Source organism: Streptomyces sp. PTL18 (assembly GCF_059510295.1).
Window position 1 is genome coordinate 195503 of record NZ_JCAJZO010000007.1, and the last position, 23774, is coordinate 219276.

The window sequence follows — 23774 nt, forward strand, 5'->3', positions numbered from 1 at the left end:
GAGGAGACCGGAGAGATCACAGTCCATTGTTAACGGAGTTCGAACGGGGTGGCGGGGTGGGGTGCGTCACGTAGGGCGGCACCGCCCCCGAGGCGGGGGGATCGTCGGGGTCCTGCTCGCCGAGCTCGGCTGAGCGGTCGAGGGAACCCCGCGGGGACCGTTCGTACCCCGGTGGGAATTTCCGATTTCGGGCACGCGTGGGCGGGTATCGACGGCTGTCCGGCCGTAGGCTGCGGATCATGTGCGGAATCGTGGGATACGTGGGGTCGCAGTCGGCCCTCGACGTGGTCATGGCGGGACTCAAGCGGCTGGAGTACCGGGGCTACGACTCGGCGGGCGTCGCCGTGCTCGCGGACGGTGGGCTGGCCGCCGCGAAGAAGGCGGGGAAGCTGGTCAACCTGGAGAAGGAGCTGGTCGACCGGCCGCTGCCGACCGGTACCACCGGCATCGGGCACACCCGGTGGGCCACCCACGGCGCGCCGAACGATCCGAACGCGCACCCGCACCTCGACAACGCGGGCCGCGTCGCCGTCGTGCACAACGGGATCATCGAGAACTTCGCGCAGCTGCGCGCCGAGCTGGAGGAGCGGGGCCACATCCTCACCTCCGAGACGGACACCGAGGTCGTCGCCCATCTGCTCGCCGAGGAGTTCTCCGCGACCGCGGACCTCGCGGAGTCGATGCGACTGGTGTGCCGGCGGCTGGAGGGCGCGTTCACGCTGGTCGCGGTGCATGCCGACGACCCGGACGTGGTCGTGGGCGCACGCCGCAACTCGCCGCTCGTGGTCGGCGTCGGCGAGGGCGAGGCGTTCCTCGCCTCGGACGTGGCCGCGTTCATCGCCCACACCCGCTCCGCGATCGAGCTGGGCCAGGACCAGGTCGTGGAACTGCGCCGCGACGGTGTGACGGTCACCGGCTTCGACGGCCGGCCCGCAGACGTGCGCTCGTACCACGTCGACTGGGACGCCTCGGCCGCCGAGAAGGGCGGCTACGACTACTTCATGCTCAAGGAGATCGCCGAGCAGCCCAAGGCGGTCGCCGACACGCTCCTCGGCCGTATCGACCCCTCCGGCTCACTGCGCCTGGACGAGCTGCGGATCTCGCCCGCCGAACTGCGCGAGGTCGACAAGGTCGTGATCGTGGCCTGCGGGACCGCCTTCCACGCCGGGCTGATCGCGAAGTACGCCATCGAGCACTGGACGCGGATCCCCTGCGAGGTGGAACTGGCCAGCGAGTTCCGTTACCGCGATCCCATCCTCGACCCCCGCACCCTCGTCATCGCCGTCTCCCAGTCCGGCGAGACCATGGACACCCTGATGGCCCTGCGCCACGCCCGCGAGCAGGGCTCCAAGGTGCTGGCGATCTGCAACACCAACGGCTCCACGATCCCGAGGGAGTCGGACGCGGTCCTGTACACGCATGCGGGGCCGGAAGTCGCGGTCGCGTCCACGAAGGCGTTCCTGACGCAGCTCGTCGCCTGCTACCTGGTGGCCCTGTATCTGGGCCAGGTGCGCGGCACCAAGTGGGGCGACGAGATCCAGGTCGTCATCCGCGATCTGTCGAGGATCTCCGACGAGGTCGAGCGGGTCCTGGAGACCATGGAGCCGGTACGCCGGCTCGCGCGCTCCCTCGCCGGCAAGGACACGGTGCTGTTCCTGGGGCGGCATGTCGGCTACCCGGTCGCCCTGGAAGGCGCCCTCAAGCTCAAGGAACTGGCGTACATGCACGCCGAGGGCTTCGCCGCGGGCGAGCTGAAGCACGGGCCGATCGCGCTGATCGAGGAGGACCTGCCGGTGGTCGTGGTGGTGCCCTCGCCGCGCGGACGCTCGGTCCTGCACGACAAGATCGTCTCCAACATCCAGGAGATCCGGGCGCGGGGTGCGCGCACGATCGTGATCGCCGAGGAGGGCGACGAGGCGGTCGTCCCGTACGCCGACCACCTGGTCAGCATCCCGGCGACACCGACCCTGCTCCAGCCGCTGGTCGCGACGGTGCCGTTGCAGGTGTTCGCCTGCGAGCTGGCGACCGCCCGGGGCAACGAGGTGGACCAACCGCGCAACCTGGCCAAGTCGGTGACGGTGGAGTAGACCGCCTGGGGTCCCACCCCGGCCCCGCCGGCCGGGGTGGGACCGCGCTCCTTGAGTCAGCCGCGGGCGGGCCGCGCGCGGCGGTACGCCCGCTGGGTGTAGCGGAACAGCACCGCGGCCGGCAGGACCGCGCGGGCCAGGATGCTCCACGCCGGATGCTGCGCGTCGGACAGGCGGACGACGGCGAACAGGAGCCCCAGCCCGAACACCACGTCCAACGCCACCATGAGGACCAGCCCGACGGGCCACCTCCGGTGTGCCGCCTTCCTGCCGTCGTCGTCCCCGGCCGTCCGCACGGCTGTCTCCCGCTTGTGCGGCTGCGGGATCCGTTCCGGGTCCCGGGCCGGCAGGGGGACGACGGCGGCGGCGGGGACGGCCGCGTCGAGCGCCGCGATCCGCTCGGCCGTGACCTCCTGGAACAGGGTCGGTTCCACGGCCACGCGGAAGCCGTCGAGACCGGTCAGGACGCGGGCCCCGTCGGGGCGGGTGGTCATCGCGGCGCAGGCGTCGTACCGCACGGTGACCGGGCCGCCCGGCAGCAGCAGGCTCACCCCCTCGGTGCCGATGACCAGGGTGACGCCGTCGTCCTCCAGCGCGGGGTGACGGGTGCCGGTGACCGCGGACGACGAGTACTGCGGGGCGCGTGTGAAGCCCGCCCAGTCGGCGTCCCGGGTGGGCACCTGCAGCAGCCCGTCGTCCCATGCCGCGCGGGCGACCTCACGCAGGTCCGCGACCGTGACCGCCTCCAACTCGGCCCTGACCTGCTCGGGGGAGAGGATCCGGTGGCCGAGCAGCAGGCTGAGCGCGTACGACGGCAGCAGTGCGGCGCCGAGGTCGGGAGTCTCGTACTGCTTGAGCATCTTGCCGCGTGCCCAGTCCAGTTCCGCCTGTTCGACACGGCCCGCACGCAGGCGGGCGAGCGTGTCGACGACCCCGCCGACGACCGCGGCCTGCTTCTGGGGCAACGCGTCGGCGTACGCGGTGAGGGTGGCGAAGTCGGCGTCGCGCGGTGTGTAGTCGGCCTCGGCGGTGTACGAGTAGCCGCCCTCCTGGCGCAGGTCCCGGAAGAGGGCGCGGCCGAGGACCTCGGCGAAGACGGCGGCCGCGGTGGAGCGGCGCAGTACGGCGTTGAGGACGACGTGGCCGTCGTCGCCGCGGATGTAGGCGGGCGTGACGGGCAGCGCACTGGTCGCGGCCGGTGCCGGGACGCGGCTGCCGGTGGGCAGGGTGAGGTCCAGTCCGTCCGGTACCCGGTCGCTGGTGATCCACAGCACGGCGTTGTCCCGGGTGAAGCGGGTCTCGGCCCAGTTCCGCACCTGCTCGGCCGTCAGTCCCCAGGTGCCGAGTTCGTCGTAACTGGACAGGCCGTAGCCCTGGGCGCCGTAACGCCACAGCGGTATCCGGGAGTTGACGCCGTTCGCGCGGCTCGCTGCCTCGGTGCGGAGGATCTCCTTCTCCGTCTCCAGACGGTCCAGCGGCAGATCGCGCAGCGCCGCGCAGACGTCGTTGAGGTAGGCGACGACCTCGTCCTCGCCGCCGGTGACGTGGAAAAGGGTGTACGCGTTCGCCGTGGCACCGTTGTAGTGGCCGTCGGACATGCCCAGGCGGTGCAGGGCGAGGTGCTCGACGAGGTGGGTGACGCCGGACGTGGCCAGGGTCTCGTCGGCACGGCCCACGCGGAAGAAGAGACCGGCGGTGATGTCGCCGGCGCGCGGGGCGTACAGGACGGGAACGCCCTGGACGGTGGTGTGGGCGACCAGGCCGTCGAGGGCGGCGAGGTCCGCGGCCTCGGGTCTCATGGTCGCGTCGTGCGTGGTCATCCGTCCGTCTCCCCCTCAGAGCGTCGCCAGTGCGGCCGTGCGGTACTTCGCGAACCGGCTCTTCCAGTCGCCCAGGTACTGCCAGGAGGACTTGGAGGCCGTGTTGCCCAGGGCGGCGAAGTGCCGGGCGGCGTCCTCCAGGTGGCCGCCGAGCGAGAACGCCAGGGCGAAGGCGCTGTGCCCGGTGATCCAGTGCCAGCCCGGCCGGTAGTCCGGGTGCAGCACGGACACCTGTGCGGCGTGGCGCAGGTCGTCGCGTACGGGCAGGCCGCGCAGGTAGGCCGTCGCCTCGCTCCCGTCCAGTTCAAGCCAGTGTTCGATATGGGCCTCCGCGACCAGGATCCCGGCGTGCGAGCCGTCCGGCGCGGCGCTCGCGCACTCCTGGGCGAAGCCGTGCGCGGCCTCCCAGGAGCCGCCCCACTTCGGGCAGAGCTGTTGCAGCAGCTGCGACTGCGCACGGAAGTGGTGCGGGTGATGGGCCGACAGCCGGTCGTAGCGGCGCCGGGCCTCGGACTGGCCCAGCTCCAGTCCGCGAGCCGTCAGCAGCCGGGCGCTCCAGGCGGGGGCGTACGCGGGCTGCTCCGCGCACACCTCGATCAGCAACTGCTCCGCCTTGCGCAGCCAGGCGTGGAACCGGTCGAACTGCTCCCGCGAGACGTGCTTGGCACGAGCACTGCTGCGGATGCCCCAGCCGATGCGGATGTACCGCTCGGCGAGCAGCGTGGCCGGCAGCGGGTTGCCGGGCAGGGCCGCGGCGGCCTTCTCCAGGTACTCCTCGGTGCCGTCGATGTCGGCGAGGAGACCGACGGCGAAGGACACCTTGTCGACGGAGTCGAGCCCGCTGACGAAGACCTGGGTGGCCGCCCAGTCACCGGCCCGCGCGGCGGTACGCAGCGGGGCGAGTTCGGGCAGCGCGTCGAACGGGTCGGTCACCGGCTCGAACGCCGTACTGGTACTGCTCATGCGTCCGCCCCCCTGGCGTTCTCGGATACGCATCGACTGCGGACGCGCCGGCTGGTCACCCCGGGCGCGCGATCGAGCCTGCGCAGGCTAGCAGGGAGCTGTGAGGTGGGGGGACTCGGTTTTGAGGGCCTCGACGAAGGTGGCGAAGGCGGCGGTCGGGAAGGAGAGGGTGGCTCGGGTGGGGGTCTTGGAGTCGCGTATGGACACGTGGGCGGGCGAGTTCGCGATCTCTACGCAGTCGTTGCCGTCGCCGGGGCCTGAGTGGGAGGACTTCCGCCAGTTCTCGGTCATGGTCATCGTGGGCCTCACAGTTCCTTCGTCAGCCTGTGGATGAAGCCACGGGACTGATCCGGTTCGAGTGATACGACCTCCACTTTACGGAAGAGTGTTCGAAAGGAGCCGAGTTCTGTCTCCGAGTCGATGAACGCGGTGCCGTGGGGCGCGTCTCGAACCACCGTGTCGAGCTTGGGAACGGCGCCGCCCGCGTATTTCATCGTGCTGGTCGCCCCTGCGAAGCCGTCCAGGTCGAACGGGACGACGCGAAGGACGATGTGCTCCGCCTCCGAGAGTTCCAGGAGAGACGAGAGTTGGGCTCGCGCTGCTTTGCGGTCGCTGACTCTGATGCGCAAGGCCGTCTCGTGGATGACTGCTTCGTACGGCGCTGGGGTGGGCCCTTCGAGGATCACCTTGCGCTGCATCCGGTGGCGGACTCGCAATTCGACCTGATCCTCCGGAAGTTCGGGGACCCTGAAGGAGTAGACCGCACGTGCGTAGTCCTCTGTCTGAAGCAGGCCGGGGATATAAGGCAGCGCAACCTCCTTCAGAAAGGTGGCGTGGTGCTCCAACTCGGCCAGATCGAGGAACGATGCGGGCAGAAGCCTCCGGTACTCCTCCCACCAGTCGCGCGTCCGGTCGGTCGCCATCACCACGAGGGCGTCGATGAACGCGTCATCCGTACAGCCGTAGTGGGCCGCCAGTTGGCGGAGTCGTTGCTCACTCACCCCTGAGATGCCGGACTCGATCTGGCTCATCTGGACGGAACTCGCGCCCAGCAGGCTCGCTGCCTCGGTCGCCTTGAGCCCTGCGGCCTCACGCAGCCTCCGCAGTTCGACGCCCAGGCGTACCTGACGTGCTGTGGGTTGCCGTCTTGCTGGCACGGCGTCTCCTTCAACGGCCTTGGCGAGGCGACTCGTTCGGGCGCCAGAGTACGCGATCGGCTTGCACGGACTGAAATTTATGCCCTACCGTCAGTGACGCAACACACACGCTGCGGAAGTGCACCGCTTCGCCGTGCCCCGACGGCCGCGGCAACGCCACCGCACGCCGCCCGCGAACCCCTCCACCTCACACGGAGCTGACGCATGCCCGAAAACGTGCAGGAACCCTGGGAGTACTGCCTCTACATCCCCAACGACCTACGCGCCGTCACCATCAGCCGTCGCACCCTCCGTCTCATCCTCACCATGCACGGCCTGATCCGCCTGGTCGACACCGCGGAACTCCTCGCGACCGAGTTGGTCTCCAACGCGGTACGCCACACGAAGGGGCCGGCGGCCCTGAGGGTGCGCTGGTCCGCGGGAGTGCTGCGGATCGGGGCGTGGGACGCCGACCCCGAGCCGCCGGAGCCGCCCGTGCCGCTTGAGTGGGTGGCCGACGTGGAGGAGGGGCGGGGGCTGGCGCTCGTCCGGGCGTGTGCCGACCTGTGGGGCTGGCAGCCGCTGGCGAGGGGCGGGAACCGGGGCAAGGTCGTGTGGTGCGAACTGGCTGCGGCGGCCTGATCGTTTTTTCGCCACTCGCAAGAGTGAACGACTCCTGATTGCCCGGACAGCCCGTCCCTTGATCCACTTAGGTTGCGCACATGGTCACATCAGCTCATGAGGGCATGCACCGCATCTTCCAGGAGCGGCCCGAGATCCTGACTCCCGTGTTCGGAGTCGTGGGTGTGCCGTTACCCGAAAAGGCGACGGTGGACGCCGTCACCACGGACGTGACGGAGGCCCGGCCGCTGGAGCGGCGCGTGGACACCGTGCTGCGTATCGGTCCGTCCGACGGTGAGGACTTCCTGCTCGCCATCGAGTCCCAGTCGGGCAAGGGCAGACCCCGAGACCGCCGACTACTTCTTCGACTTCCTGGAAATCAGCCTGGGTAACACCCCAGCCGGACAGAAACTGAAGGAAATCATGTCGTTCGTCAGCTATTTCCCTGGCCGGGGGACGGTTCGCGAGACCGCCTACCTGGAAGGCAAGGCAGAAGGCAAGGCAGAAGGCAAGGCAGAAGGCAAGGCTGAAGGCAAGGCAGAAGGCGAGGCAAAGGGGATCCTGTCCGTGCTGGAGGTGCGCGGCATCCCCGTACCGGAGAGTCTGCGGGAGCGCATCACCACCTGCACCGATCCCGACCGCATGGACGCCTGGCTGAAGCGCTCCCGCACGGTTGAGCGGGCGGAGGATCTGTTCGCCGAGGACCCGGATGTCCCGGGGACCGGTTCTGAACAGCACTGAAGTACCGGCCGACCGGCAGGAAGGTCGGCAGGGCGAACCGAGGGCCCCGGACGCCGCCGGGTACATGCCCTGAGGGCGTGGCCCGGGACGGTGCGAGCCGGCCGAGGCATGGGGAGCACCCCGGAGCGGCGAAGCGCGCTCCGGGGTGCTCCCCATGCGCGAATGCGCGTGGTGGTCAGTGAGACGTGCACGCGAACCTGAGATGCAGGCTGACCTGGATGGGCGAGCTGTCGCCGCCCCCGACAGCGATCCCTGAGCCCGTCGCGCAGTCGAAGACGCCGCTGCCGCCCGTGACCATGAGCGAGGTGGTGTTCTGCGAGTTGCCGCCCGGCTGGGCGAACTGAACACCGATCTGCCCTTGTCCGTCGGCCAGTCGGAATGTGTAGATCCCTTCAGCGGGGCCTGACGGGAAGCCCGCCGTCATGCCCGTGGCGGATCCGATGACGCGTCCGTTCCGAAAGGCGTCCAGAGTCTGGATCGTGATCGGGCCGTTCGGTCCCGGAACGGATTCCTGCTGACCCGGCACCAGCTGGAACTGCAGGAGGCACGGCCGCTCGTTCGGTCGGCCGGAAATGCTGCAAAGTCTGTCGTGATCCAGGTGTCGTCCGGCTGCCGCCGCAGGTGTGCCGAGCGAGGTTGCGGCTGCCACCAGTGCGGCACCCCAGACGACCGTCTTTCGCGTCATGTGAATCCTTCCCTGGTCGCGCGATCACGCGAGGATCGTGCGGTGGGAACTACCCGCTGCCGTCCTGTCGTAGCGAGCCGGGGCAGAGGGTTCACCCGGACGCCCCAGAATGCCGACCGGGTTCCGGGGAGCGACAGAACAGGGCAGGCCCGGGCACCCTGTTTCGTCCGGGTGTCCGGGCCCGCCCCGGGTGACGCTCAGTGCCGGAAGGCGTCCTTGGCCTTCTCCTTGGCCTGGCGGGCGTCGCCGCGTGCCTGCTCCATGCGGCCCTCGGCCTCCATGCGCTCGTTGCCGACGGCGCGGCCGGCGGTCTCCTTGACCTTGCCCTTGGCCTGCTCGGTCTTGGCCTGCGCCTTCTGGTTCTCAGCCATGGTTGTCACCATCCCAACGTCGTCACGGCCTTCGATGGTGTTCGAATAGCCGTCGTCCTCGCGGTCAAACATCGCGGTAATTCGCTGCACCATGAACGAAGATGTGCGGCGAACCCATCAGAATTCCACTGAAGCTCGCGGGAAAACCCGGAGTTCCGGATGCGTGTGCGGTCGTTGAAGGGGAACCCGTTCGACCGGAGGTTGATGAACATGGTTCCCTTGCTTCTGGTTCTTCTTCTGGCCCTGGTGCTTTTCGGTGCGGGTTTCGCCCTGAAGGCGCTGTGGTGGCTTGCCGTCATCGTGCTCGCGCTGTGGCTGCTGGGGTTCGTCGTCCGCCCGGCGAGTGGTGGTCGGCGGGGTCGCTGGTACCGCTGGTAGCGGCGCGTCTCGACGTGCCCTGGGGCCCCGGCCACGTCCGGGGCCCCCTTCCTGTGCCCGCTGACGCGAGGGTCGTCCACCGGGTGCCCACAGGGGTACCCACAACGCGCGGAAAGCGTGAAAAGGGGCGTACCCGCGTTCCGTTCGGGGCATCCGTGGCCCGTCGGGCGTCGGGTACGTCAAGCGGAACCAGCGCCTCCAAGTCGGCGCCCGACCTCCGGGCCGCCGCTCGGTGGAGGGTCGGGCGGACCCGTAGGGTGCCAGGCATGAGCATCATCGGAGTCGGTATCGATGTCGCCGAGATCGATCGTTTCCGGGCCGCGCTGGAGCGTACTCCCGGCCTCGCCGAGCGGCTCTTCCTGGAGCGGGAGTTGCTGTTGCCGGGCGGTGAGCGGCGCGGGATCGCCTCGCTGGCCGTACGGTTCGCCGCGAAGGAGGCGGTGGCCAAGGCGCTCGGCGCGCCGGGCGGGCTGCACTGGACCGACGCCGAGGTGTACGTCGAGGACAGCGGGCAGCCGCGGCTGCGCGTGACGGGCACGGTCGCGGCCCGCGCCGCCGAACTCGGCGTCCGGTTCTGGCATGTGTCGCTCAGCCATGACGCGGGTGTGGCGTCCGCGGTGGTCGTCGCCGAGGGGTAGCGCCTCCGTCATGGTCTCGGCACCGTGGGGGACACTCGGCCGTATGCGGACTGCGTACAGCGTGGAGACGGTGAGGACGGCCGAGCGTGCGCTCATGGCCCGGCTTCCGGAGGGGGCGCTCATGCAGCGCGCCGCCGCCGGACTGGCCGCGGCCTGCGCCCAGTTGCTGGGGCGGGTGTACGGCAGCCGGGTGGTGCTGCTGGTCGGCAGCGGGGACAACGGCGGCGACGCCCTGTACGCCGGGGCGCGGCTCGCCCGCCGGGGGGCGGGGGTCACCGCGCTGCTGCTGTCGCCGGAGCGCACCCACGGGGGCGGGCTGGCGGCCCTGCGGAGGGCGGGCGGCACGGTCCCCTCGGACCTTTCCGGTGCCCAGGAGGCGATCCGGGGCGCCGACCTCGTCGTCGACGGGATCGTGGGGATCGGCGGCAGGGGCGGGCTCCGGCCGGACGCCGCGCGGCTCGCCGCGCTCGCCGACGCCGCAGGCGCGGTCGTCGTCGCCGTGGACCTGCCGAGCGGGGTGGAGCCCGACAGCGGCCAGGTGCGGGGGGACGCCGTGCGGGCGGATCTCACCGTGACGTTCGGCACGCACAAGCCGGCGCTGCTCATCGATCCGGCGCGGGAGCACGCCGGTTCCGTACGGCTCGTCGACATCGGGCTCGAACTGCCCGAGGAGGCCGAGCTGGAGGCGTTGCAGCACGGGGACGTGGCCACGCTGCTGCCGGTGCCGCGGGCCGAGAGCGACAAGTACCGGCGGGGCGTCGTCGGTGTCGCCGCCGGGTCCGCGCGCTATCCCGGAGCGGCCGTGCTCGCGGTGGCGGGGGCACTGCGCGGCGGGGCCGGGGCCGTACGGTACGTGGGCCCCGCCGGGAGCGCCGTGGTCGCCCGCTTCCCGGAGACGCTGGTCTCCGACCGGGGGCCCGCCAAGGCCGGGCGGGTGCAGGCCTGGGTGGTCGGTCCCGGCGCGGGCGACGACGCGGCGACCGTGGCCGACGTGCTGGAGGCGGACGTACCCGTTCTCGTCGACGCGGACGGGCTCAGGCTGGCCGACCGCGACACCGTCCGCGCCCGTACCGCGCCGACGCTGATGACCCCGCACGCGGGCGAGGCCGCCGCGCTGCTCGGCGTGGCGCGCGAGGAGGTCGAGGGGGCCCGGCTCGCGGCCGTACGGGAGTTGGCCTCCCGCTACCGGGCGACCGTGCTCCTCAAGGGCTCCACCACGCTGGTGGCGGACCCCGACGGCGGGCCGGTGCGCGTGAACGCCACCGGCACACCGTGGCTGGCGACCGCGGGGAGCGGCGACGTGCTGTCCGGCCTCACGGGATCGCTGCTCGCGGCCGGGCTCCCGGCCCGGGACGCGGCGAGCGTGGCGGCGTACCTGCACGGACTGGCGGGCCGCTATGCGGCGGACGGCGCGCCGGCCGGGGCGCACGATGTGGCCGGCGCGATCCCGGCGGCCTGGCGGGACGTACGGGGCTGAGCGGGAGGGCGCCGACGCGGTCCGGTCGAGGGGCCCGACTGCCGGAACGCTACCCGCCGGTACCGCCATCCCCGTGCCGTCCGGCCCCTCTGAGACACTGGGGCGCGATGGAACGTATCGAGTCAGCACCCCTGCGCGCCCGCGCCGAGATCGATCTGGCGGCCCTGCGGGCGAACGTGCGTGCCCTGCGCGCCTTCGCGCCCGGCGCGGCCCTGATGGCCGTCGTGAAGTCGGACGCGTACGGCCACGGGGCCGTGCCGTGCGCCCGCGCGGCGCTCGAAGCCGGCGCCGAGTGGCTCGGCACGGCCACGCCCGAGGAGGCGCTCGCCCTGCGCGAGGCCGGAGTGCCGGGCCGCGTCCTGTGCTGGCTCTGGACCCCCGGCGGTCCCTGGCAGCGGGCCGTCGAGGCCGACGTCGACGTGTCGGTCAGCGGCCTGTGGGCCCTCGACGAGGTGCGCGAGGCGGCCGCCGTCGCAGGGGTGCCCGCCCGGGTCCACCTCAAGGCCGACACCGGCCTGGGCCGGAACGGCTGCCAGCCCGGCGACTGGCCGGAACTCGTCGCCGAGGCCCTGCGCGCCCAGGCCGACGGCCTGGTCGCCGTCGTCGGCCTCTGGTCCCACTTCGCCTGCGCCGACGAACCCGGCCACCCCTCCGTCCAGGCCCAACTGGCCCGGTTCCGCGAGATGGTGGCGTACGCCGAGCAGCAGGGTGTACGCCCCGAGGTGCGGCACATCGCGAACTCGCCCGCCACACTGATCCTGCCCGAGACCCACTTCGACCTCGTGCGCACCGGCATCGCGATGTACGGCATCTCACCGAGCCCCGAGCTCGGCACCCCCGCCGACTTCGGACTGCGCCCGGTGATGTCCCTCAAGGCGTCGCTCGCGCTGGTCAAGCAGGTCCCCGGCGGCCACGGCGTCAGCTACGGCCACCTGTACACCACCCCCGGCGCCACCACCCTCGGCCTGGTCCCGGTCGGCTACGCGGACGGCATCCCGCGCCACGCCTCCGGTACCGGACCGGTCCTGGTCGACGGCAAGCTGCGTACCGTCGCCGGCCGGGTCGCCATGGACCAGTTCGTCGTGGACCTCGGCGGCGACGAGCCCGGGCCCGGCACCGAAGCGATCCTTTTCGGCCCCGGTGACCGGGGTGAACCCACCGCCGAGGACTGGGCGCAGGCGGCCGGAACCATCGCTTACGAAATCGTGACCCGGATCGGAACCCGCGTTCCGCGCGTCTACGTAAAGGTGAACGCGGAACAAGACGGGTAATCCACCCGGGTGAGCCGGGGCAGACGTACGGCTGAACGGGTGGGGCCCTGGTGAGAGGGAGCGGGACGTGAGCGAGAGCAGTGCGGAGACGGCGATGTCCGCCGTGGACGCGACCGCCGCTGCCGCCGGCAACTGGCGCCTCGCCGGTCTCGCCGGCGCCGCGATAGGCGTGGTCGCGGCGGGTGCCGCGGCCGGCGTCGCGATCGAGCGGATGACGGTCGGCCGCGGCATGCGCAGGAAGGCCCGGCTCGTCCTGGACTCGGCGGGGCCGTACGGCACCCTCCGCGGCATCCCCGGCAAGGCGTACGCGGACGACGGCACCGAGCTGTACTACGAGGTCGACGACATCGAGCCGGAGAAGATCCCCGCGCAGCGCCGGCGCCGGCTCTTCGGACGCAAGGCCCCGGCCCCGGTCACCGTCGTCTTCAGCCACGGCTACTGCCTCAACCAGGACTCCTGGCACTTCCAGCGGGCCGCGCTGCGCGGCGTCGTCCGCACCGTGCACTGGGACCAGCGCAGCCACGGCCGCTCGGGGCGGGGCATGGCCCAGGCGGACGGCACGCCGGTCTCCATAGACCAGCTCGGTCGCGACCTCAAGGCCGTGATCGACGCGGCCGTCCCCGAGGGGCCGATCCTGCTCGTCGGCCACTCCATGGGCGGCATGACGGTCATGGCACTCGCCGACCAGTACCCCGAACTGATCCGTGACCGGGTCGTCGGCGCCGCCCTCGTCGGCACGTCCTCAGGGCGGCTCGGCGAGGTCAACTTCGGACTGCCGGTCGCGGGCGTCAACGCGATACGCCGCGTCCTGCCCGGAGTGCTGAGAGCGCTCGGACAGCAGGCCGAGCTGGTGGAGAAGGGACGCAGGGCCACCGCCGACCTGTTCGCGGGGATCATCAAGCGGTACTCGTTCGCGTCCCGGGACATCGATCCCGCCGTCGCCCGGTTCGCCGAGCGGATGATCGAGAACACGCCGATCGACGTGGTCGCCGAGTTCTACCCGGCCTTCACCGACCACGACAAGACCGAGGCGCTCGCCCGCTTCGCAGAGCTTCCGGTGCTCGTCCTGGCCGGAGTACAGGACCTCGTCACCCCCAGCGAGCACAGCGAGGCCATCGCCGACCTGCTGCCGGACGCCGAACTGGTGCTCGTGCCGGACGCCGGGCACCTGGTGATGCTGGAGCACCCGGAGGTCGTCACCGACCGCCTCGCCGACCTCCTGATGCGCTCGGGGGCGGTCCCCGCAGGGGCTACGGTGGGGGGCTATGGAAGCACCAGCACCGCACAGCCCGGCTGAGACCCCCGCGCCGGGTGTCACCGTCGAGCTCACCGTCACCTCCCCCGAACAGATGCTGGAACTGGGGCGCCGGCTCGCCAAACTGCTGCGCGCCGGCGACCTCGTGCTGCTGAACGGTGAGCTGGGCGCGGGCAAGACCACGCTGACCCGCGGGCTCGGCGAGGGCCTGGGGGTGCGGGGAGCGGTCACCTCGCCGACCTTCGTGATCGCCCGCGTGCACCCCTCCCTCGGGGACGGCCCGCCGCTGGTCCACGTGGACGCCTACCGCCTGGGCGGCGGCCTGGAGGAGATGGAGGACCTCGACCTGGACGTCTCGCTGCCGGAGTCGGTGGTCGTCGTGGAGTGGGGCGAGGGCAGGGTCGAGGAGCTGACGGAGGACCGCCTGCACGTGACGATCCACCGGGCGGTGGGCGACACGACGGACGAGGTCCGGCAGGTCACGCTGGCCGGGCTCGGGCACCGCTGGGCCCAGGTGGACCTGGCCGCGCTGTCCGCCTGAACCGGGGCGCCCCCTCGGGGACGCGTCGGGGGCGAGCGGAGGAGCGCGGCGGGGCGACGTCCCGACAACGCGTCGGCAAGCTGTTGCGCTGCGGGCATTCCCCGTGGTCACATGGATGGCGGGCACTGGGTGAGGTGTGCCTGACCGTGCCGCCCCCGCGACACCAGGAGGCGTCCATGCCGGCCACGGAACGAGATGAGTGCCAGCCGCGCGTGGTGCCCGCAGCGGGCGGTGGTCCGTCGATGAAGGACCTGCTCGCGTCGTGCGCCGCGGCCGAGGCGGTCTCGACCCCGCCGAGGGATCCCGCCCCCGGCAGGCCGCAGCCGGCTCCTGTGACCGAGGACCGGCGCAGGGCCGCGTAGAGCGGGCTGCCGCCCGACGGGTCCGGCTGCCCGACGAGGCCGCCGCGACCTGACGCGGGCTGCTTGACGCGGACTGCTCGCCCACGACTACTTGACGACGACCACTTTCTGGTTGATCGTCGCGAACTCCCACATCGCCGTGCCGTCCGCACGGCTCTCGCGGATCCCGCCCAGCTTCTTCGACGCGTCCGGCTTCGGCGTCGAGCCGTCCACGGCCGCGCTGAAGCCCAACACCACGCCGTCGACCAGCGCGAACCGCACGATGTGCTCCACCTGCCTGCCGTCCGAACCGGGCCCGGCCGCGGTCCGGGACGTCACCGCGTACGTGCCCGGAGCCGGGTCCACCGTCCCCGGCATCACGGTGAAGGTGCGCTGCACCTTGTTGTCCGTGCCGACCAGCCACACCCGGTTCTCGCCGAGCGAGTACACCACCCGCTCCCCGGTGCCGGAGCCCCCGGGCACCACCGCCGGGTTCGCCCCCTCCCGCGAAGCCTTGGGTGCGCCGGCCCCCGGAGATTTCTTCACCTGCGGCTTGCCCAGCGTGTCGGGCACGTTCGCCGACGCCTGGTAGGCGAGGAAACCGACCGTGGCGACGGCCGCCGCGGTGAGCCCGGCCACGAATCCCGAGCTGCTCCTAGCCACCCTTGCCCACCTCTCGACACCGGCACGAAGCGTCCCTGCTCCGCGGGCGCGCTTGCGTCGCACACCTTTGCCGTGACGGTAGCAGCAGCCGCGGTGCGGACCGCCCCGGCCGTGCGACGGGCGCGGGCGCCGTACGCTGTTTGCGTGCTCTTGCTCGCTCTGGATACCGCCACCCCCGCCGTGACCGTCGCCCTGCACGACGGCACGTCCGTCGTCGCCTCGACGAGCCAGGTCGACGCCAGGCGGCACGGGGAACTCCTGCTGCCCGCCGTCGACCGGATCCTCGCCGAGGCGGGCACCCGGCTCGACGCCGTCACCGGCGTCGTCGTCGGCGTCGGCCCCGGCCCGTACACCGGGCTGCGGGTCGGCCTGATGACCGCCGACACCTTCGGGCTCGCGCTCGGTGTGCCCGTGTACGGCCTGTGCACCCTCGACGGCCTCGCGTACGCCTCCGACCTGACCGTGCCCTTCGTGGTCGCCACGGACGCGCGCCGCAAGGAGGTCTACTGGGCGCGCTACGACGACGCCCGCACCCGTGTCACCGAGCCCGCCGTCGACCGGCCCGCCGAGATCGCCGAGAAGGTCGCGGGTCTGCCCGCCGTCGGCGCCGGCGCGCTGCTGTACCCGGACACCTTCCCGGACGCCCACGAACCCGAGCACGTCTCGGCCGCCGCCCTCGCCTCCCTGGCCGCCGAGAAGCTCGCCAAGGGCGAGGAACTGCCCGCGCCGAGGCCGCTGTACCTGCGCCGTCCCGACGCACAGGTGCCCAAGAGCTACAAGGTGGTCACACCCAAGTGACCGTGCCCGTGACGCCGCCGAAGACACCCCGCCTGCGCGAGATGCGCTGGTGGGACATCGACCCGGTGCTGGAGCTGGAGAAGGACCTCTTCCCGGAGGACGCCTGGTCGCGGGGCATGTTCTGGTCCGAGCTCGCGCACTCGCGGGGGCCGGAGGCGACCCGCCGCTACGTCGTGGCCGTCGAGGGCGAGCGCATCGTCGGCTACGCGGGACTGGCCGCCCAGGGAGAGCTCGCCGACATCCAGACCATCGCCGTGGCCCGCGACCGCTGGGGCACGGGACTCGGCGGGCGGCTGCTGACCGAGCTGCTGCGCGCCGCGACCGCGTTCGAGTGCACCGAGGTGATGCTCGAGTGCCGGGTCGACAACGTACGCGCGCAGAAGCTGTACGAACGCCACGGCTTCGAGGCCATCGGGTTCAGGCGCGGCTACTACCAGCCGGGGAACGTGGACGCCCTGGTGATGCGCCTGACCACCACGCCCGACGGTGACTTCGCCGCAGGGTCCGAATCTGTACGAGGAACCGAGATCAATGGCTGACCAACCCCTGGTCCTGGGGATCGAGACGTCCTGCGACGAGACCGGTGTCGGCATCGTCCAGGGGACCACCCTCCTCGCGGACGCCGTCGCCTCCAGCGTGGACGAGCACGCGCGCTACGGCGGGGTCGTCCCGGAGGTGGCCTCGCGCGCCCACCTGGAGGCGATGGTGCCGACCATCGAGCGCGCGCTGAAGGACGCGGGAGTGTCCGCGAACGACCTCGACGGCATCGCGGTCACCGCCGGACCGGGACTGGCCGGCGCCCTGCTGGTCGGCGTGTCGGCGGCGAAGGCGTACGCGTACGCCCTGGGCAAGCCGTTGTACGGCGTCAACCACCTGGCCTCGCACATCTGCGTGGACCAGCTGGAGCACGGCGCGCTCCCGGAGCCGACGATGGCGCTGCTGGTCAGCGGTGGCCACTCCTCGCTGCTGCTGTCCACGGACATCACCTCGGACGTGCGGCCGATGGGTTCGACGATCGACGACGCGGCGGGCGAGGCCTTCGACAAGATCGCACGCGTGCTGAACCTCGGCTTCCCGGGCGGCCCGGTCATCGACCGGTACGCCAAGGAGGGCGACCCGGACGCGATCGCGTTCCCGCGGGGACTGACCGGGCCGCGCGACCCCGCGTACGACTTCTCCTTCTCCGGCCTGAAGACGGCCGTGGCCCGCTGGATCGAGGCCAGGCGGGCGGCGGGGGAGGAGGTCCCGGTGCGTGATGTCGCGGCGTCCTTCCAGGAGGCGGTGGTGGACGTGCTGACCCGCAAGGCGGTGCGGGCCTGCCGGGACCAGGGCGTCGACCATCTGATGATCGGCGGCGGCGTCGCGGCCAACTCCCGCTTGCGCGCCCTGGCCCAGGAGCGGTGCGAGGCGGCCGGCGTCCGCCTGCGCGTGCCCCGTCCCAAGCTCTGCACGGACAACGGCGCGATGGTCGCCGCACTGGGCGCGGAGATGGTCGCCCGGGGCCGTCCGGCGTCGTCCTGGGACCTCTCGGCGGACTCGTCGCTGCCGGTGACGGACCCGCATGTGCCGGGCAATCCGCACGGCCACGACCACGTGCACGAGGTGAGCAGGGAGAACCTCTACTCGTGACGGTCGCCCTGATGTGGGAGGCCCGGGCGGTCGCCGGCCGGGGCGGGGAACTGCTGGCCTGGGCCCGCGCCCAGGAGCTGACGCCCCCGCCCCTGCGCCGCGAGACCTTCCGGGCCCCGCAGGACCGTGTCCTGGTCATCACCTGGTGGGACGCGGACCACGCCGCCGACCTCCCCGAACTGCCCGAGCCGGACGGGGAGTTGGTCACCAGGGCGGTGCACCGGTGGCGGTTCGAGTCGGTGTCCGCGGTGACGTCGGACTGAGGACGCGGTGTGAAAAGTGAGATTTTCCGAAGAATGACGGCCCGGTATCTCTGCTCGCCATAATTCGGACTTACGTTCCTCTGTGTGACTTCAGCTGACGAGCAGGGGGGTGGCCGGCGACGGCCACGTCTGATGAAGGTCGTGGGTGCCGTGGCAGCCTGCGGCATCGTCCTCGCGGCCGCCGGGGCGGCCTGGGCCTACTGGCATCTCAACCACAACATCAAAAGCGTCGACATCGACCGCGCGCTGGGCACCGACCGCCCGGCGCGCCCGGCACCCTCGGTCTCCGCGTCCGCCTCACCGCTGCCGAGCGGCCCGCTCAACATCCTTGTCCTGGGCTCGGATTCACGCAGCGGCGAGCAGAACGCGGCCCTCGGCGGGGGCGACATCTCGGGCGCCCGTTCGGACACGGCGATGGTGGTGCACATCGACGCGGGCCGCACGAGGGCCACGGTGGTCAGTATCCCGCGCGACACCCTCGTCACCCGGCCGTCATGCCCCCTGCCGTCGGGCGGCAGGACGGCGGTGGCGTACGGGGTGATGTTCAACACCGCCTACGAGCTGGGCGGTCCGGTCTGCGCGGTCAAGACCGTCGAGTCGATCACACGGATCCGCATGGACCACTTTCTGGAGATCGACTTCTCGGGGTTCGCCAAGCTGGTGGACGCGCTCGGCGGGGTCACGGTGACGACGGACCAGAACATCGCCGACGACAAGAGCCATCTGCAGCTGAAGGCGGGCACCCACCACCTCGACGGCACCCGGGCCCTGGCCCTGGCCCGCACCCGGTACGGCATAGGCGACGGCAGCGACCTCGGCCGCATAGCTCTCCAGCAGCAACTGGTGAAGGCGCTGCTGGACCGGCTCGCCTCGACGAACCTCCTCTCCGACCCCGCCAGGCTGTACCGGGTCGCCGACGCGGTCACCGGAAGCCTGACCACCGACACGGGACTGGACTCACTCCCGGAGCTGACCCGACTGGGCGCCAGCCTGAAGGGCCTGGCCTCGAAGAACGTGACAACGGTGATGATGCCGGTGGTGCCCGCCCCCTCGGACGCCAACCGGGTGGTGGCGAAGGACCCGGCGGCGAGCGACCTGTGGGCCTCGCTGCGATGAGGACGGCCGGCGCGGGCTCTGTGCCCGCTGCGTTCGTCCCCCGCGGAACGCGTCGAAGAAATTCCGTGGGCCGTGTCGATCCGGTGCGCGCTCGTTCGACGTAAGGGGTGAGAGGCCGGGAACAGCCGGCCGCCGCCCCGTACCGAGGAGTCACCATGCCGCGATACCTGTCGATCGTGCGTGTCGACGAGACCACCGCGCCCGCTCAGGGCCCGAGCCCCGAGCTGATGCAGCGGATGGGCGAGCTGATCGAGGAGATCACCAAGGCCGGGGTCATGCTCGACACCGCCGGGCTCACGCCGGCCGCCCAGGGCGCCCGGGTGCGCTGGGAGGGCGGGCAGCTGTCCGTCACGGACGGCCCGTTCACCGAGTCCAAGGAGGTCATCGGCGGATACGCGCTCATGCAGTGCAAGAACAGGGCCGAGGCGATCGAGTGGGCCAAGCGGTTCGTGAAGGTGCACGAGGAGCACTGGACGATCACCTGCGAGGTCCGGGAGATCGCCGAGGCGTGAGCGCCGTTTGGCACCCGCCCGCCGGGGGTGTTTGCTGGTGGGCTGTGGAAGAGCAGCCCATCCGCGCCCCCGGCGTCCCGGCCGGTGCCGTCGAGACCGTCTTCCGGATGGAGTCCCCGCGGGTCATCGCCGGTGTCGCCCGGATCGTGCGGGACGTCGGGATCGCCGAGGAGCTGGCGCAGGACGCCCTGGTCGCCGCCCTGGAGCAGTGGCCGCGGGACGGGGTGCCGGACAACCCCGGTGCCTGGCTCATGGCGACCGCCAGGCACCGTGCCATCGACCTCGTACGCCGCCGGGAGCGGTACCTGCGCAAGCTGGAGGAGGTCGGGCGGGACCTCGGCACGGCGCCGTACCACGTGGACGAGCCGTCCGACCCGGACGACATCGACGACGACCTGCTGCGGCTCGTGTTCACCGCCTGCCACCCGGTGCTGTCCGCCGAGTCCCGCATCGCGCTCACCCTGCGGCTGCTCGGCGGACTGACCACCGCCGAGATCGCTCGCGCGTTCCTCGTACCGGAGGCCACCGTCGCCCAGCGCATCGTGCGGGCCAAGCGGAGGCTCGCGGCGCGGGGCGTCGCCTTCGAGGTGCCGTACGGTCCCGAGCGCGAGGCCCGGCTCGGGTCCGTGCTCGAGGTCATCTACCTGGTCTTCAACGAGGGATACGCGGCCACGGCCGGTGGCGACCTGCTGCGCCCCGCCCTGTGCGAGGACGCCCTGCGGCTGGCCCGGGTGCTGGCCGGGCTGATGCCCAGGGAGCCCGAGGTGCACGGGCTGGCCGCGCTGCTGGAGTTCCAGGCCTCCCGCACGGCGGCCCGCACCGGGCCGGACGGCGGCCCCGTGCTGCTGAAGGACCAGAACCGGGCGCGCTGGAACCGCCTGCTCATCGCCCGCGGCGTCACCGCCCTGGGCCGCGCCGACGCGGTGGCCGCGGGGGCCCCCGGCCCGTACGTCCTGCAGGCCGCGATCGCCGCCTGCCACGCGCTCGCGCACACCTACGAGGACACCGACTGGGCGCGCATCGCAGCCCTGTACGGTCTGCTGGCCGCCCGCTCCCCGTCACCCGTCGTCGAGCTGAACCGCGCGGTCGCCGTCTCCATGGCCGAGGGACCGGGCCCGGCCCTGGAGATCGTCGACCGGCTGGCCGCCGGATCCGCCCTGCGCGACTACCACTTGCTGCCGAGCGTCCGGGGCGATCTGCTGGCCCGGCTCGGGCGCACGGCCGAGGCCCGTGAGGAGTTCGTCCGGGCCGCCGCCCTCGTCCGCAACGAACGGGAGCGTGAGCTGCTCACGGCGCGCGCGGAGGACTGCCGTTAGACGGGATGCCCGAGCAGCATGGTGGGCGCCCCGGCGACCCGGGTCAGGAACACGGTCACCGCGTTCGGACCGTGCGGCTTGGGCAGGACCTTGCGGCGCAGTTCCTCCGGTTCGACGGCCGAACCGCGCTTCTTCACCGTCAGGATCCCCACCTGCCGCTCCCGCAGCAGCGCCTTCAGCTTCTTCACGTTGAAGGGGAGCCGGTCGGTGATTTCGTACGCGGTGGCGTAGGGGGAGGCGCGGCGCTCGTCGGCCGTCACATACGCGATCGTCCCGTCGATCAGGCCGCCGCCCACCTCCTCGGCCACCTCCGCCACCAGATGCGCGCGGATGACGGCGCCGTCCGGTTCGTAGAGGTAGCGGCCGAGGGGGCGCACCGGTGGGTCGGGCAGGCCGCGCCCGCGCAGCAGGCGCGGTCCGGGCAGGAGCGTGGCCCGTACCTCGCCCGGCCGTGTGCCGAACCACAGCACCGCCTCCTTCACATCCCCGCCGTCCGAGATCCACTCGGCCTCCGCCTCGTCGGGCACCGCCTCGTGCGGGATGCCCGGCGCCACCTTCAAGGCGGCGTGCGGGGCCTTCAGGGCCGTGGCCACCGCCCAGGACAGCGGAGGTGAGTACGCCTCGGGGTCGAAGATGCGCCCGCCCGTCACCCGGCCACCACCCCTCACCGACGCTCCCGGGGAGCGCGACGCCCGGGGGGACTCCCGCCGCGCGGCCCCTCCCGGTCTGCCGCCGCGCCGTGCGGGGTCGACGAAGACGGCGTCGTACGGGGACACCTCCACCTCCGTGACGTCGGCCTCGCGCACCTCGATCAGGCCGGAGAGGCCCAGCGCGTCGGCGTTCGCGCGCGCCACGGCCGCCGTCAGCGGGTCGCGGTCCACGGCCAGGACGCGGATGCCGGCCCGGGCGAGGGCGATCGCGTCGCCGCCCACGCCGCAGCACAGGTCGGCGACGGAGGCCACCCCGAGCGCCAGGAAGCGCTCGGCGCGGTGGGCGGCGACCGTGGCCCTGGTGGACTGCTCGACGCCGTTCGGGGTGAAGAACATCCGTTGCGCGTCCTGTGCGCCGAACTTCGCCGCCGCCCGCTCGCGCAGCCGTGCCTGCGCGAGGGCCGCCGAGACCAGCTCGGCGGGGTGCTCGCGGCGCAGCCGGGTGGCGACGGCCAGTTCCCGCGCCGGGTCGGTGCCGCGCACCTCGTCCAGGAGGGCGCGGCCCTCGGGAGTGAGCAGGGAGGCGAAGGAGAGGTCGTTCACCCGGTCATTGTCGGCCAGCCGGTGGACGGCGTGCGCCGGATCGCGGTGTCGGCCCGCCGTGGACGCCGGGGACTGGAAGGATCCGGCACCATGCGACTCGTAGGACAAGATGACAAAGAGTGCGCAAACTGCCCCACTGTGCGTGCGTCGCGCTTGACGGGTCCTGGGCCGACGGTCGCGGCCCGCGCGGTTCTCGCCGTCCTGACCACCACCGCCCTCGCCGTCGGGTGCGCCGGCAGCGAAGGGGCTCCCGGCACGCCCGGCCCGCCGGAGCCCCGCAGGCCTCCGGTGGCGCGCGCACTCGACAAGCACGCCACCGAATTGCGCGCCGCGTACACCCGGCGCGTGGTCGCCGCCAGGCGCTGGGGACTCGGGAAGCCGACCGGCGAGGGGCGCGCGGCGGCGCGCCCGGAGGACCACCTGTGAGGGCACGGTGGCTGCGCACCCTGCTGGCGGGGGTCCTGGCCGCCGCGGTCCTGGCCGGGGCGACCGGCTGCGCCCAGTCGGTCGACCCCATCGAACGGCTGGGCAAGAAGGCGGCGCAGAGGGTGCGCAGATCGTACGGGCCGCACGAGGGGGCGTACCGCCGCTGGGGGCTCACCGCCCCGCTCGTGCCCGCGCCCTGGCCGCCCCGCCCCCTGCCGCGGTACGTGGACCCGGAGGACGAGGGGCTCCCGGAGGTCCTCGACCGTGTCCCCACCCACGACAAGGTCGTCTTCCTCACCTACGACGAGGGCGCCGAGCGGGATGCCCGGTTCGTCGAGATGGTCCGTGACCTGCGGCTGCCCATCAGCGTGTTCCTCACGGAGGGTGCCGACGGCCCCGGGTACGCGCGCACCGCGCGGCTGCGGGCGGCGGGGGCGACCATCCAGAACCGCACCCTGGGCCACGCCGGACTGCGCGGCCGTCCCTACGCGGAGCAGCGTGCCCAGATCTGCGCCGGGCGGGACCGTCTGCCCTCCCGCCTGGCCCGGCGCCCCCTGCTGCTGCGCCCGCCCTACGGCAGATACGACCGCACGACCCTGCGGGCCGCGGCGGACTGCGGTGTCACGGCCCTGATCCTGTGGCGCCCGACGCACGCCTACGGACGATCCGAGGCCCTCCACCCGGGCGACATCCTCCGCCCTCACGAACCGGGCCGCCCCCTGACCTCCCTGGCCACGGAGACGACCCGCCTGCTGCGCCGCCTGCAGTCGAGAGGCTTCGCGGTGGCCCGTCTGGAGGACTACCTCTGACCGGGCGTGCCGGACGGTGGTCCCGGGGGCGTCGCCCCCACCCCCGGGTGAACACCACCCCCGGGCAACCCGGCTCGGCACGGCGCGCGCCGCCGGCATTGGCACTCCGCTTGACCGAGTGCTAATCGCGGTCATAGTCTCGGCTCTGGCACTCGGCAGATGAGAGTGCCAACACAGCGACGGGCAGGTCCGGCACCCGCGACGACGGATCGACCTGGTCGCCACCTCAGACAGTTAACCCCGTGAGATCTCCGAAGGGGGAGGTCGGATCGTGACGACCGCCAGCTCCAAGGTTGCCATCAAGCCGCTCGAGGACCGCATCGTGGTCCAGCCGCTCGACGCCGAGCAGACCACGGCCTCTGGCCTGGTCATTCCGGACACCGCCAAGGAGAAGCCCCAGGAGGGCGTCGTCCTGGCCGTGGGCCCGGGCCGCTTCGAGGACGGCAACCGTCTTCCGCTCGACGTCAAGGTCGGCGACGTCGTGCTCTACAGCAAGTACGGCGGCACCGAGGTGAAGTACAACAACGAGGAGTACCTCGTTCTCTCGGCCCGCGACGTGCTCGCGATCATCGAGAAGTAAGTCACCTCAGCATTCCTGCTGTGAGCTGCGCCCCTGGCCCCCGCGACCGATAAGAGAAGCCGGGCGCCCGGGGCGCGGTTTCGT

The 23774-nt window shown here is 72.2% G+C and carries 29 protein-coding genes; 21 read left to right on the forward strand and 8 right to left on the reverse strand.

Features of this window, described 5'->3' with window-relative positions; all coding sequences use genetic code 11:
- Positions 1-239 precede the first annotated feature (239 nt).
- Complete coding sequence (gene glmS / locus AC5WS8_RS16200; protein WP_496104078.1) at positions 240-2087, forward strand: glutamine--fructose-6-phosphate transaminase (isomerizing); 1848 nt, start codon at positions 240-242, stop codon at positions 2085-2087.
- Positions 2088-2143: 56 nt separating this feature from the next.
- Here glmS and AC5WS8_RS16205 read toward each other — a convergent pair whose 3' ends face one another.
- From AC5WS8_RS16205 to AC5WS8_RS16220, 4 genes are all read right to left on the reverse strand, one after another.
- Positions 2144-3907, reverse strand: a complete 1764-nt coding sequence (locus AC5WS8_RS16205; RefSeq protein WP_496104079.1) for a M16 family metallopeptidase — start codon at positions 3905-3907, stop codon at positions 2144-2146.
- A gap of 15 nt (positions 3908-3922) precedes the next feature.
- Positions 3923-4870 (reverse strand): hypothetical protein, encoded by a 948-nt coding sequence (locus tag AC5WS8_RS16210; RefSeq protein WP_496104080.1) that lies wholly within the window; start codon positions 4868-4870, stop codon positions 3923-3925.
- Positions 4871-4957: 87 nt separating this feature from the next.
- Entirely contained in the window at positions 4958-5167 is a 210-nt protein-coding gene (locus AC5WS8_RS16215) for a DUF397 domain-containing protein (protein WP_496104081.1), read from the reverse strand.
- Between the two features lie 8 nt (positions 5168-5175).
- Positions 5176-6027, reverse strand: coding sequence for a helix-turn-helix domain-containing protein (locus AC5WS8_RS16220; protein ID WP_496104082.1), 852 nt, complete (start codon positions 6025-6027; stop codon positions 5176-5178).
- 204 nt (positions 6028-6231) lie between these two features.
- On the opposite strand from AC5WS8_RS16220, the gene AC5WS8_RS16225 reads away from it, so the two are divergent.
- The 3 genes from AC5WS8_RS16225 to AC5WS8_RS16235 all read left to right on the forward strand — a co-directional run bounded on the left by AC5WS8_RS16225 (position 6232) and on the right by AC5WS8_RS16235 (position 7368).
- The gene (locus AC5WS8_RS16225) at positions 6232-6648 is read left to right on the forward strand and encodes an ATP-binding protein (RefSeq protein WP_496104083.1); all 417 of its coding nucleotides are present in this window, start codon (positions 6232-6234) and stop codon (positions 6646-6648) included.
- Positions 6649-6728: 80 nt separating this feature from the next.
- The gene (locus AC5WS8_RS16230; RefSeq protein ID WP_496104084.1) at positions 6729-7019 is read left to right on the forward strand and encodes a hypothetical protein; all 291 of its coding nucleotides are present in this window, start codon (positions 6729-6731) and stop codon (positions 7017-7019) included.
- A gap of 31 nt (positions 7020-7050) precedes the next feature.
- The gene (locus tag AC5WS8_RS16235) at positions 7051-7368 is read left to right on the forward strand and encodes a hypothetical protein (RefSeq protein ID WP_496104085.1); all 318 of its coding nucleotides are present in this window, start codon (positions 7051-7053) and stop codon (positions 7366-7368) included.
- A 175-nt stretch (positions 7369-7543) separates the two neighbouring features.
- On the opposite strand, the gene AC5WS8_RS16240 is transcribed toward AC5WS8_RS16235, so the two are convergent.
- Entirely contained in the window at positions 7544-8053 is a 510-nt protein-coding gene (locus tag AC5WS8_RS16240) for a hypothetical protein (RefSeq protein ID WP_496104086.1), read from the reverse strand.
- A gap of 197 nt (positions 8054-8250) precedes the next feature.
- Positions 8251-8424, reverse strand: a complete 174-nt coding sequence (locus tag AC5WS8_RS16245) for a CsbD family protein (protein WP_496104087.1) — start codon at positions 8422-8424, stop codon at positions 8251-8253.
- A 210-nt stretch (positions 8425-8634) separates the two neighbouring features.
- On the opposite strand from AC5WS8_RS16245, the gene AC5WS8_RS16250 reads away from it, so the two are divergent.
- The 7 genes from AC5WS8_RS16250 to AC5WS8_RS16280 all read left to right on the forward strand — a co-directional run bounded on the left by AC5WS8_RS16250 (position 8635) and on the right by AC5WS8_RS16280 (position 14346).
- Complete coding sequence (locus AC5WS8_RS16250; RefSeq protein WP_496104088.1) at positions 8635-8802, forward strand: hydrophobic protein; 168 nt, start codon at positions 8635-8637, stop codon at positions 8800-8802.
- Between the two features lie 266 nt (positions 8803-9068).
- Positions 9069-9440: a holo-ACP synthase gene (locus tag AC5WS8_RS16255; protein WP_496104089.1), complete on the forward strand. Its 372-nt coding sequence runs from the start codon at positions 9069-9071 to the stop codon at positions 9438-9440.
- Positions 9441-9483: 43 nt separating this feature from the next.
- Positions 9484-10917, forward strand: coding sequence for an NAD(P)H-hydrate dehydratase (locus AC5WS8_RS16260; protein ID WP_496104090.1), 1434 nt, complete (start codon positions 9484-9486; stop codon positions 10915-10917).
- A gap of 107 nt (positions 10918-11024) precedes the next feature.
- Positions 11025-12188, forward strand: coding sequence for an alanine racemase (gene alr / locus AC5WS8_RS16265; RefSeq protein WP_496104091.1), 1164 nt, complete (start codon positions 11025-11027; stop codon positions 12186-12188).
- Between the two features lie 67 nt (positions 12189-12255).
- Positions 12256-13485, forward strand: a complete 1230-nt coding sequence (locus tag AC5WS8_RS16270; RefSeq protein ID WP_496104092.1) for an alpha/beta fold hydrolase — start codon at positions 12256-12258, stop codon at positions 13483-13485.
- On the forward strand, positions 13454-13984 hold the full coding sequence (tsaE, locus tag AC5WS8_RS16275; protein ID WP_496104093.1) for a tRNA (adenosine(37)-N6)-threonylcarbamoyltransferase complex ATPase subunit type 1 TsaE: 531 nt from the start codon (positions 13454-13456) through the stop codon (positions 13982-13984). The genes AC5WS8_RS16270 and tsaE overlap by 32 nt, the downstream gene beginning before the upstream one ends.
- A 176-nt stretch (positions 13985-14160) precedes the next feature.
- Complete coding sequence (locus AC5WS8_RS16280; protein WP_496104094.1) at positions 14161-14346, forward strand: hypothetical protein; 186 nt, start codon at positions 14161-14163, stop codon at positions 14344-14346.
- Between the two features lie 87 nt (positions 14347-14433).
- On the opposite strand, the gene AC5WS8_RS16285 is transcribed toward AC5WS8_RS16280, so the two are convergent.
- Entirely contained in the window at positions 14434-14988 is a 555-nt protein-coding gene (locus AC5WS8_RS16285; protein WP_496104095.1) for a hypothetical protein, read from the reverse strand.
- 144 nt (positions 14989-15132) lie between these two features.
- Between AC5WS8_RS16285 and tsaB the strand changes: the two genes are divergently transcribed.
- The 7 genes from tsaB (at position 15133) to AC5WS8_RS16320 (ending at position 20622) form a co-directional block, all read left to right on the forward strand.
- Positions 15133-15786, forward strand: a complete 654-nt coding sequence (tsaB, locus tag AC5WS8_RS16290) for a tRNA (adenosine(37)-N6)-threonylcarbamoyltransferase complex dimerization subunit type 1 TsaB (RefSeq protein ID WP_496104096.1) — start codon at positions 15133-15135, stop codon at positions 15784-15786.
- A gap of 8 nt (positions 15787-15794) precedes the next feature.
- Positions 15795-16325, forward strand: coding sequence for a ribosomal protein S18-alanine N-acetyltransferase (rimI, locus tag AC5WS8_RS16295; protein WP_496104229.1), 531 nt, complete (start codon positions 15795-15797; stop codon positions 16323-16325).
- Entirely contained in the window at positions 16318-17415 is a 1098-nt protein-coding gene (tsaD, locus tag AC5WS8_RS16300; RefSeq protein ID WP_496104097.1) for a tRNA (adenosine(37)-N6)-threonylcarbamoyltransferase complex transferase subunit TsaD, read from the forward strand. Before rimI ends, tsaD begins: the two co-directional genes overlap by 8 nt.
- Complete coding sequence (locus tag AC5WS8_RS16305; protein ID WP_496104098.1) at positions 17412-17678, forward strand: hypothetical protein; 267 nt, start codon at positions 17412-17414, stop codon at positions 17676-17678. The genes tsaD and AC5WS8_RS16305 overlap by 4 nt, the downstream gene beginning before the upstream one ends.
- A 132-nt stretch (positions 17679-17810) precedes the next feature.
- Positions 17811-18794, forward strand: a complete 984-nt coding sequence (locus AC5WS8_RS16310) for an LCP family protein (RefSeq protein WP_496104230.1) — start codon at positions 17811-17813, stop codon at positions 18792-18794.
- A gap of 155 nt (positions 18795-18949) precedes the next feature.
- The gene (locus AC5WS8_RS16315) at positions 18950-19306 is read left to right on the forward strand and encodes a YciI family protein (RefSeq protein WP_496104099.1); all 357 of its coding nucleotides are present in this window, start codon (positions 18950-18952) and stop codon (positions 19304-19306) included.
- 44 nt (positions 19307-19350) lie between these two features.
- Entirely contained in the window at positions 19351-20622 is a 1272-nt protein-coding gene (locus AC5WS8_RS16320; RefSeq protein ID WP_496104100.1) for an RNA polymerase sigma factor, read from the forward strand.
- Here AC5WS8_RS16320 and AC5WS8_RS16325 read toward each other — a convergent pair.
- Positions 20619-21875 carry a THUMP-like domain-containing protein gene (locus AC5WS8_RS16325; protein ID WP_496104101.1) on the reverse strand — a complete coding sequence of 419 codons (1257 nt, stop codon included), beginning with the start codon at positions 21873-21875 and terminating at the stop codon, positions 20619-20621. The two genes, AC5WS8_RS16320 and AC5WS8_RS16325, sit on opposite strands and share 4 nt — an antisense overlap.
- Positions 21876-22013: 138 nt before the next feature.
- Between AC5WS8_RS16325 and AC5WS8_RS16330 the strand changes: the two genes are divergently transcribed.
- From AC5WS8_RS16330 to groES, 3 genes are all read left to right on the forward strand, one after another.
- A complete protein-coding gene (locus tag AC5WS8_RS16330) occupies positions 22014-22301 on the forward strand; it encodes a hypothetical protein (RefSeq protein ID WP_496104102.1) in 288 nt (95 codons plus the stop codon).
- Positions 22298-23110 (forward strand): polysaccharide deacetylase family protein, encoded by an 813-nt coding sequence (locus AC5WS8_RS16335; RefSeq protein WP_496104103.1) that lies wholly within the window; start codon positions 22298-22300, stop codon positions 23108-23110. The genes AC5WS8_RS16330 and AC5WS8_RS16335 overlap by 4 nt, the downstream gene beginning before the upstream one ends.
- 271 nt (positions 23111-23381) lie before the next feature.
- Positions 23382-23690 carry a co-chaperone GroES gene (gene groES, locus AC5WS8_RS16340; RefSeq protein WP_009190181.1) on the forward strand — a complete coding sequence of 103 codons (309 nt, stop codon included), beginning with the start codon at positions 23382-23384 and terminating at the stop codon, positions 23688-23690.
- Positions 23691-23774 lie beyond the last annotated feature (84 nt).

Excerpts from the sequence above, each read along its gene's own strand:
- AC5WS8_RS16245 (WP_496104087.1), bottom strand. The coding sequence starts at position 8,424 with ATGGCTGAGAACCAGAAGGCGCAGGCCAAGACCGAGCAGGCCAAGGGC.
- glmS (WP_496104078.1), top strand. The coding sequence starts at position 240 with ATGTGCGGAATCGTGGGATACGTGGGGTCGCAGTCGGCCCTCGACGTG.
- AC5WS8_RS16240 (WP_496104086.1), bottom strand. The coding sequence starts at position 8,053 with ATGACGCGAAAGACGGTCGTCTGGGGTGCCGCACTGGTGGCAGCCGCA.
- tsaD (WP_496104097.1), top strand. The coding sequence starts at position 16,318 with ATGGCTGACCAACCCCTGGTCCTGGGGATCGAGACGTCCTGCGACGAG.
- AC5WS8_RS16250 (WP_496104088.1), top strand. The coding sequence starts at position 8,635 with ATGGTTCCCTTGCTTCTGGTTCTTCTTCTGGCCCTGGTGCTTTTCGGT.
- AC5WS8_RS16225 (WP_496104083.1), top strand. The coding sequence starts at position 6,232 with ATGCCCGAAAACGTGCAGGAACCCTGGGAGTACTGCCTCTACATCCCC.
- AC5WS8_RS16230 (WP_496104084.1), top strand. The coding sequence starts at position 6,729 with ATGGTCACATCAGCTCATGAGGGCATGCACCGCATCTTCCAGGAGCGG.
- AC5WS8_RS16205 (WP_496104079.1), bottom strand. The coding sequence starts at position 3,907 with ATGACCACGCACGACGCGACCATGAGACCCGAGGCCGCGGACCTCGCC.
- AC5WS8_RS16255 (WP_496104089.1), top strand. The coding sequence starts at position 9,069 with ATGAGCATCATCGGAGTCGGTATCGATGTCGCCGAGATCGATCGTTTC.
- AC5WS8_RS16260 (WP_496104090.1), top strand. The coding sequence starts at position 9,484 with ATGCGGACTGCGTACAGCGTGGAGACGGTGAGGACGGCCGAGCGTGCG.
- tsaE (WP_496104093.1), top strand. The coding sequence starts at position 13,454 with ATGGAAGCACCAGCACCGCACAGCCCGGCTGAGACCCCCGCGCCGGGT.
- AC5WS8_RS16315 (WP_496104099.1), top strand. The coding sequence starts at position 18,950 with ATGCCGCGATACCTGTCGATCGTGCGTGTCGACGAGACCACCGCGCCC.
- AC5WS8_RS16210 (WP_496104080.1), bottom strand. The coding sequence starts at position 4,870 with ATGAGCAGTACCAGTACGGCGTTCGAGCCGGTGACCGACCCGTTCGAC.
- AC5WS8_RS16215 (WP_496104081.1), bottom strand. The coding sequence starts at position 5,167 with ATGACCATGACCGAGAACTGGCGGAAGTCCTCCCACTCAGGCCCCGGC.
- AC5WS8_RS16310 (WP_496104230.1), top strand. The coding sequence starts at position 17,811 with ATGAAGGTCGTGGGTGCCGTGGCAGCCTGCGGCATCGTCCTCGCGGCC.
- AC5WS8_RS16235 (WP_496104085.1), top strand. The coding sequence starts at position 7,051 with ATGTCGTTCGTCAGCTATTTCCCTGGCCGGGGGACGGTTCGCGAGACC.
- AC5WS8_RS16280 (WP_496104094.1), top strand. The coding sequence starts at position 14,161 with ATGCCGGCCACGGAACGAGATGAGTGCCAGCCGCGCGTGGTGCCCGCA.
- alr (WP_496104091.1), top strand. The coding sequence starts at position 11,025 with ATGGAACGTATCGAGTCAGCACCCCTGCGCGCCCGCGCCGAGATCGAT.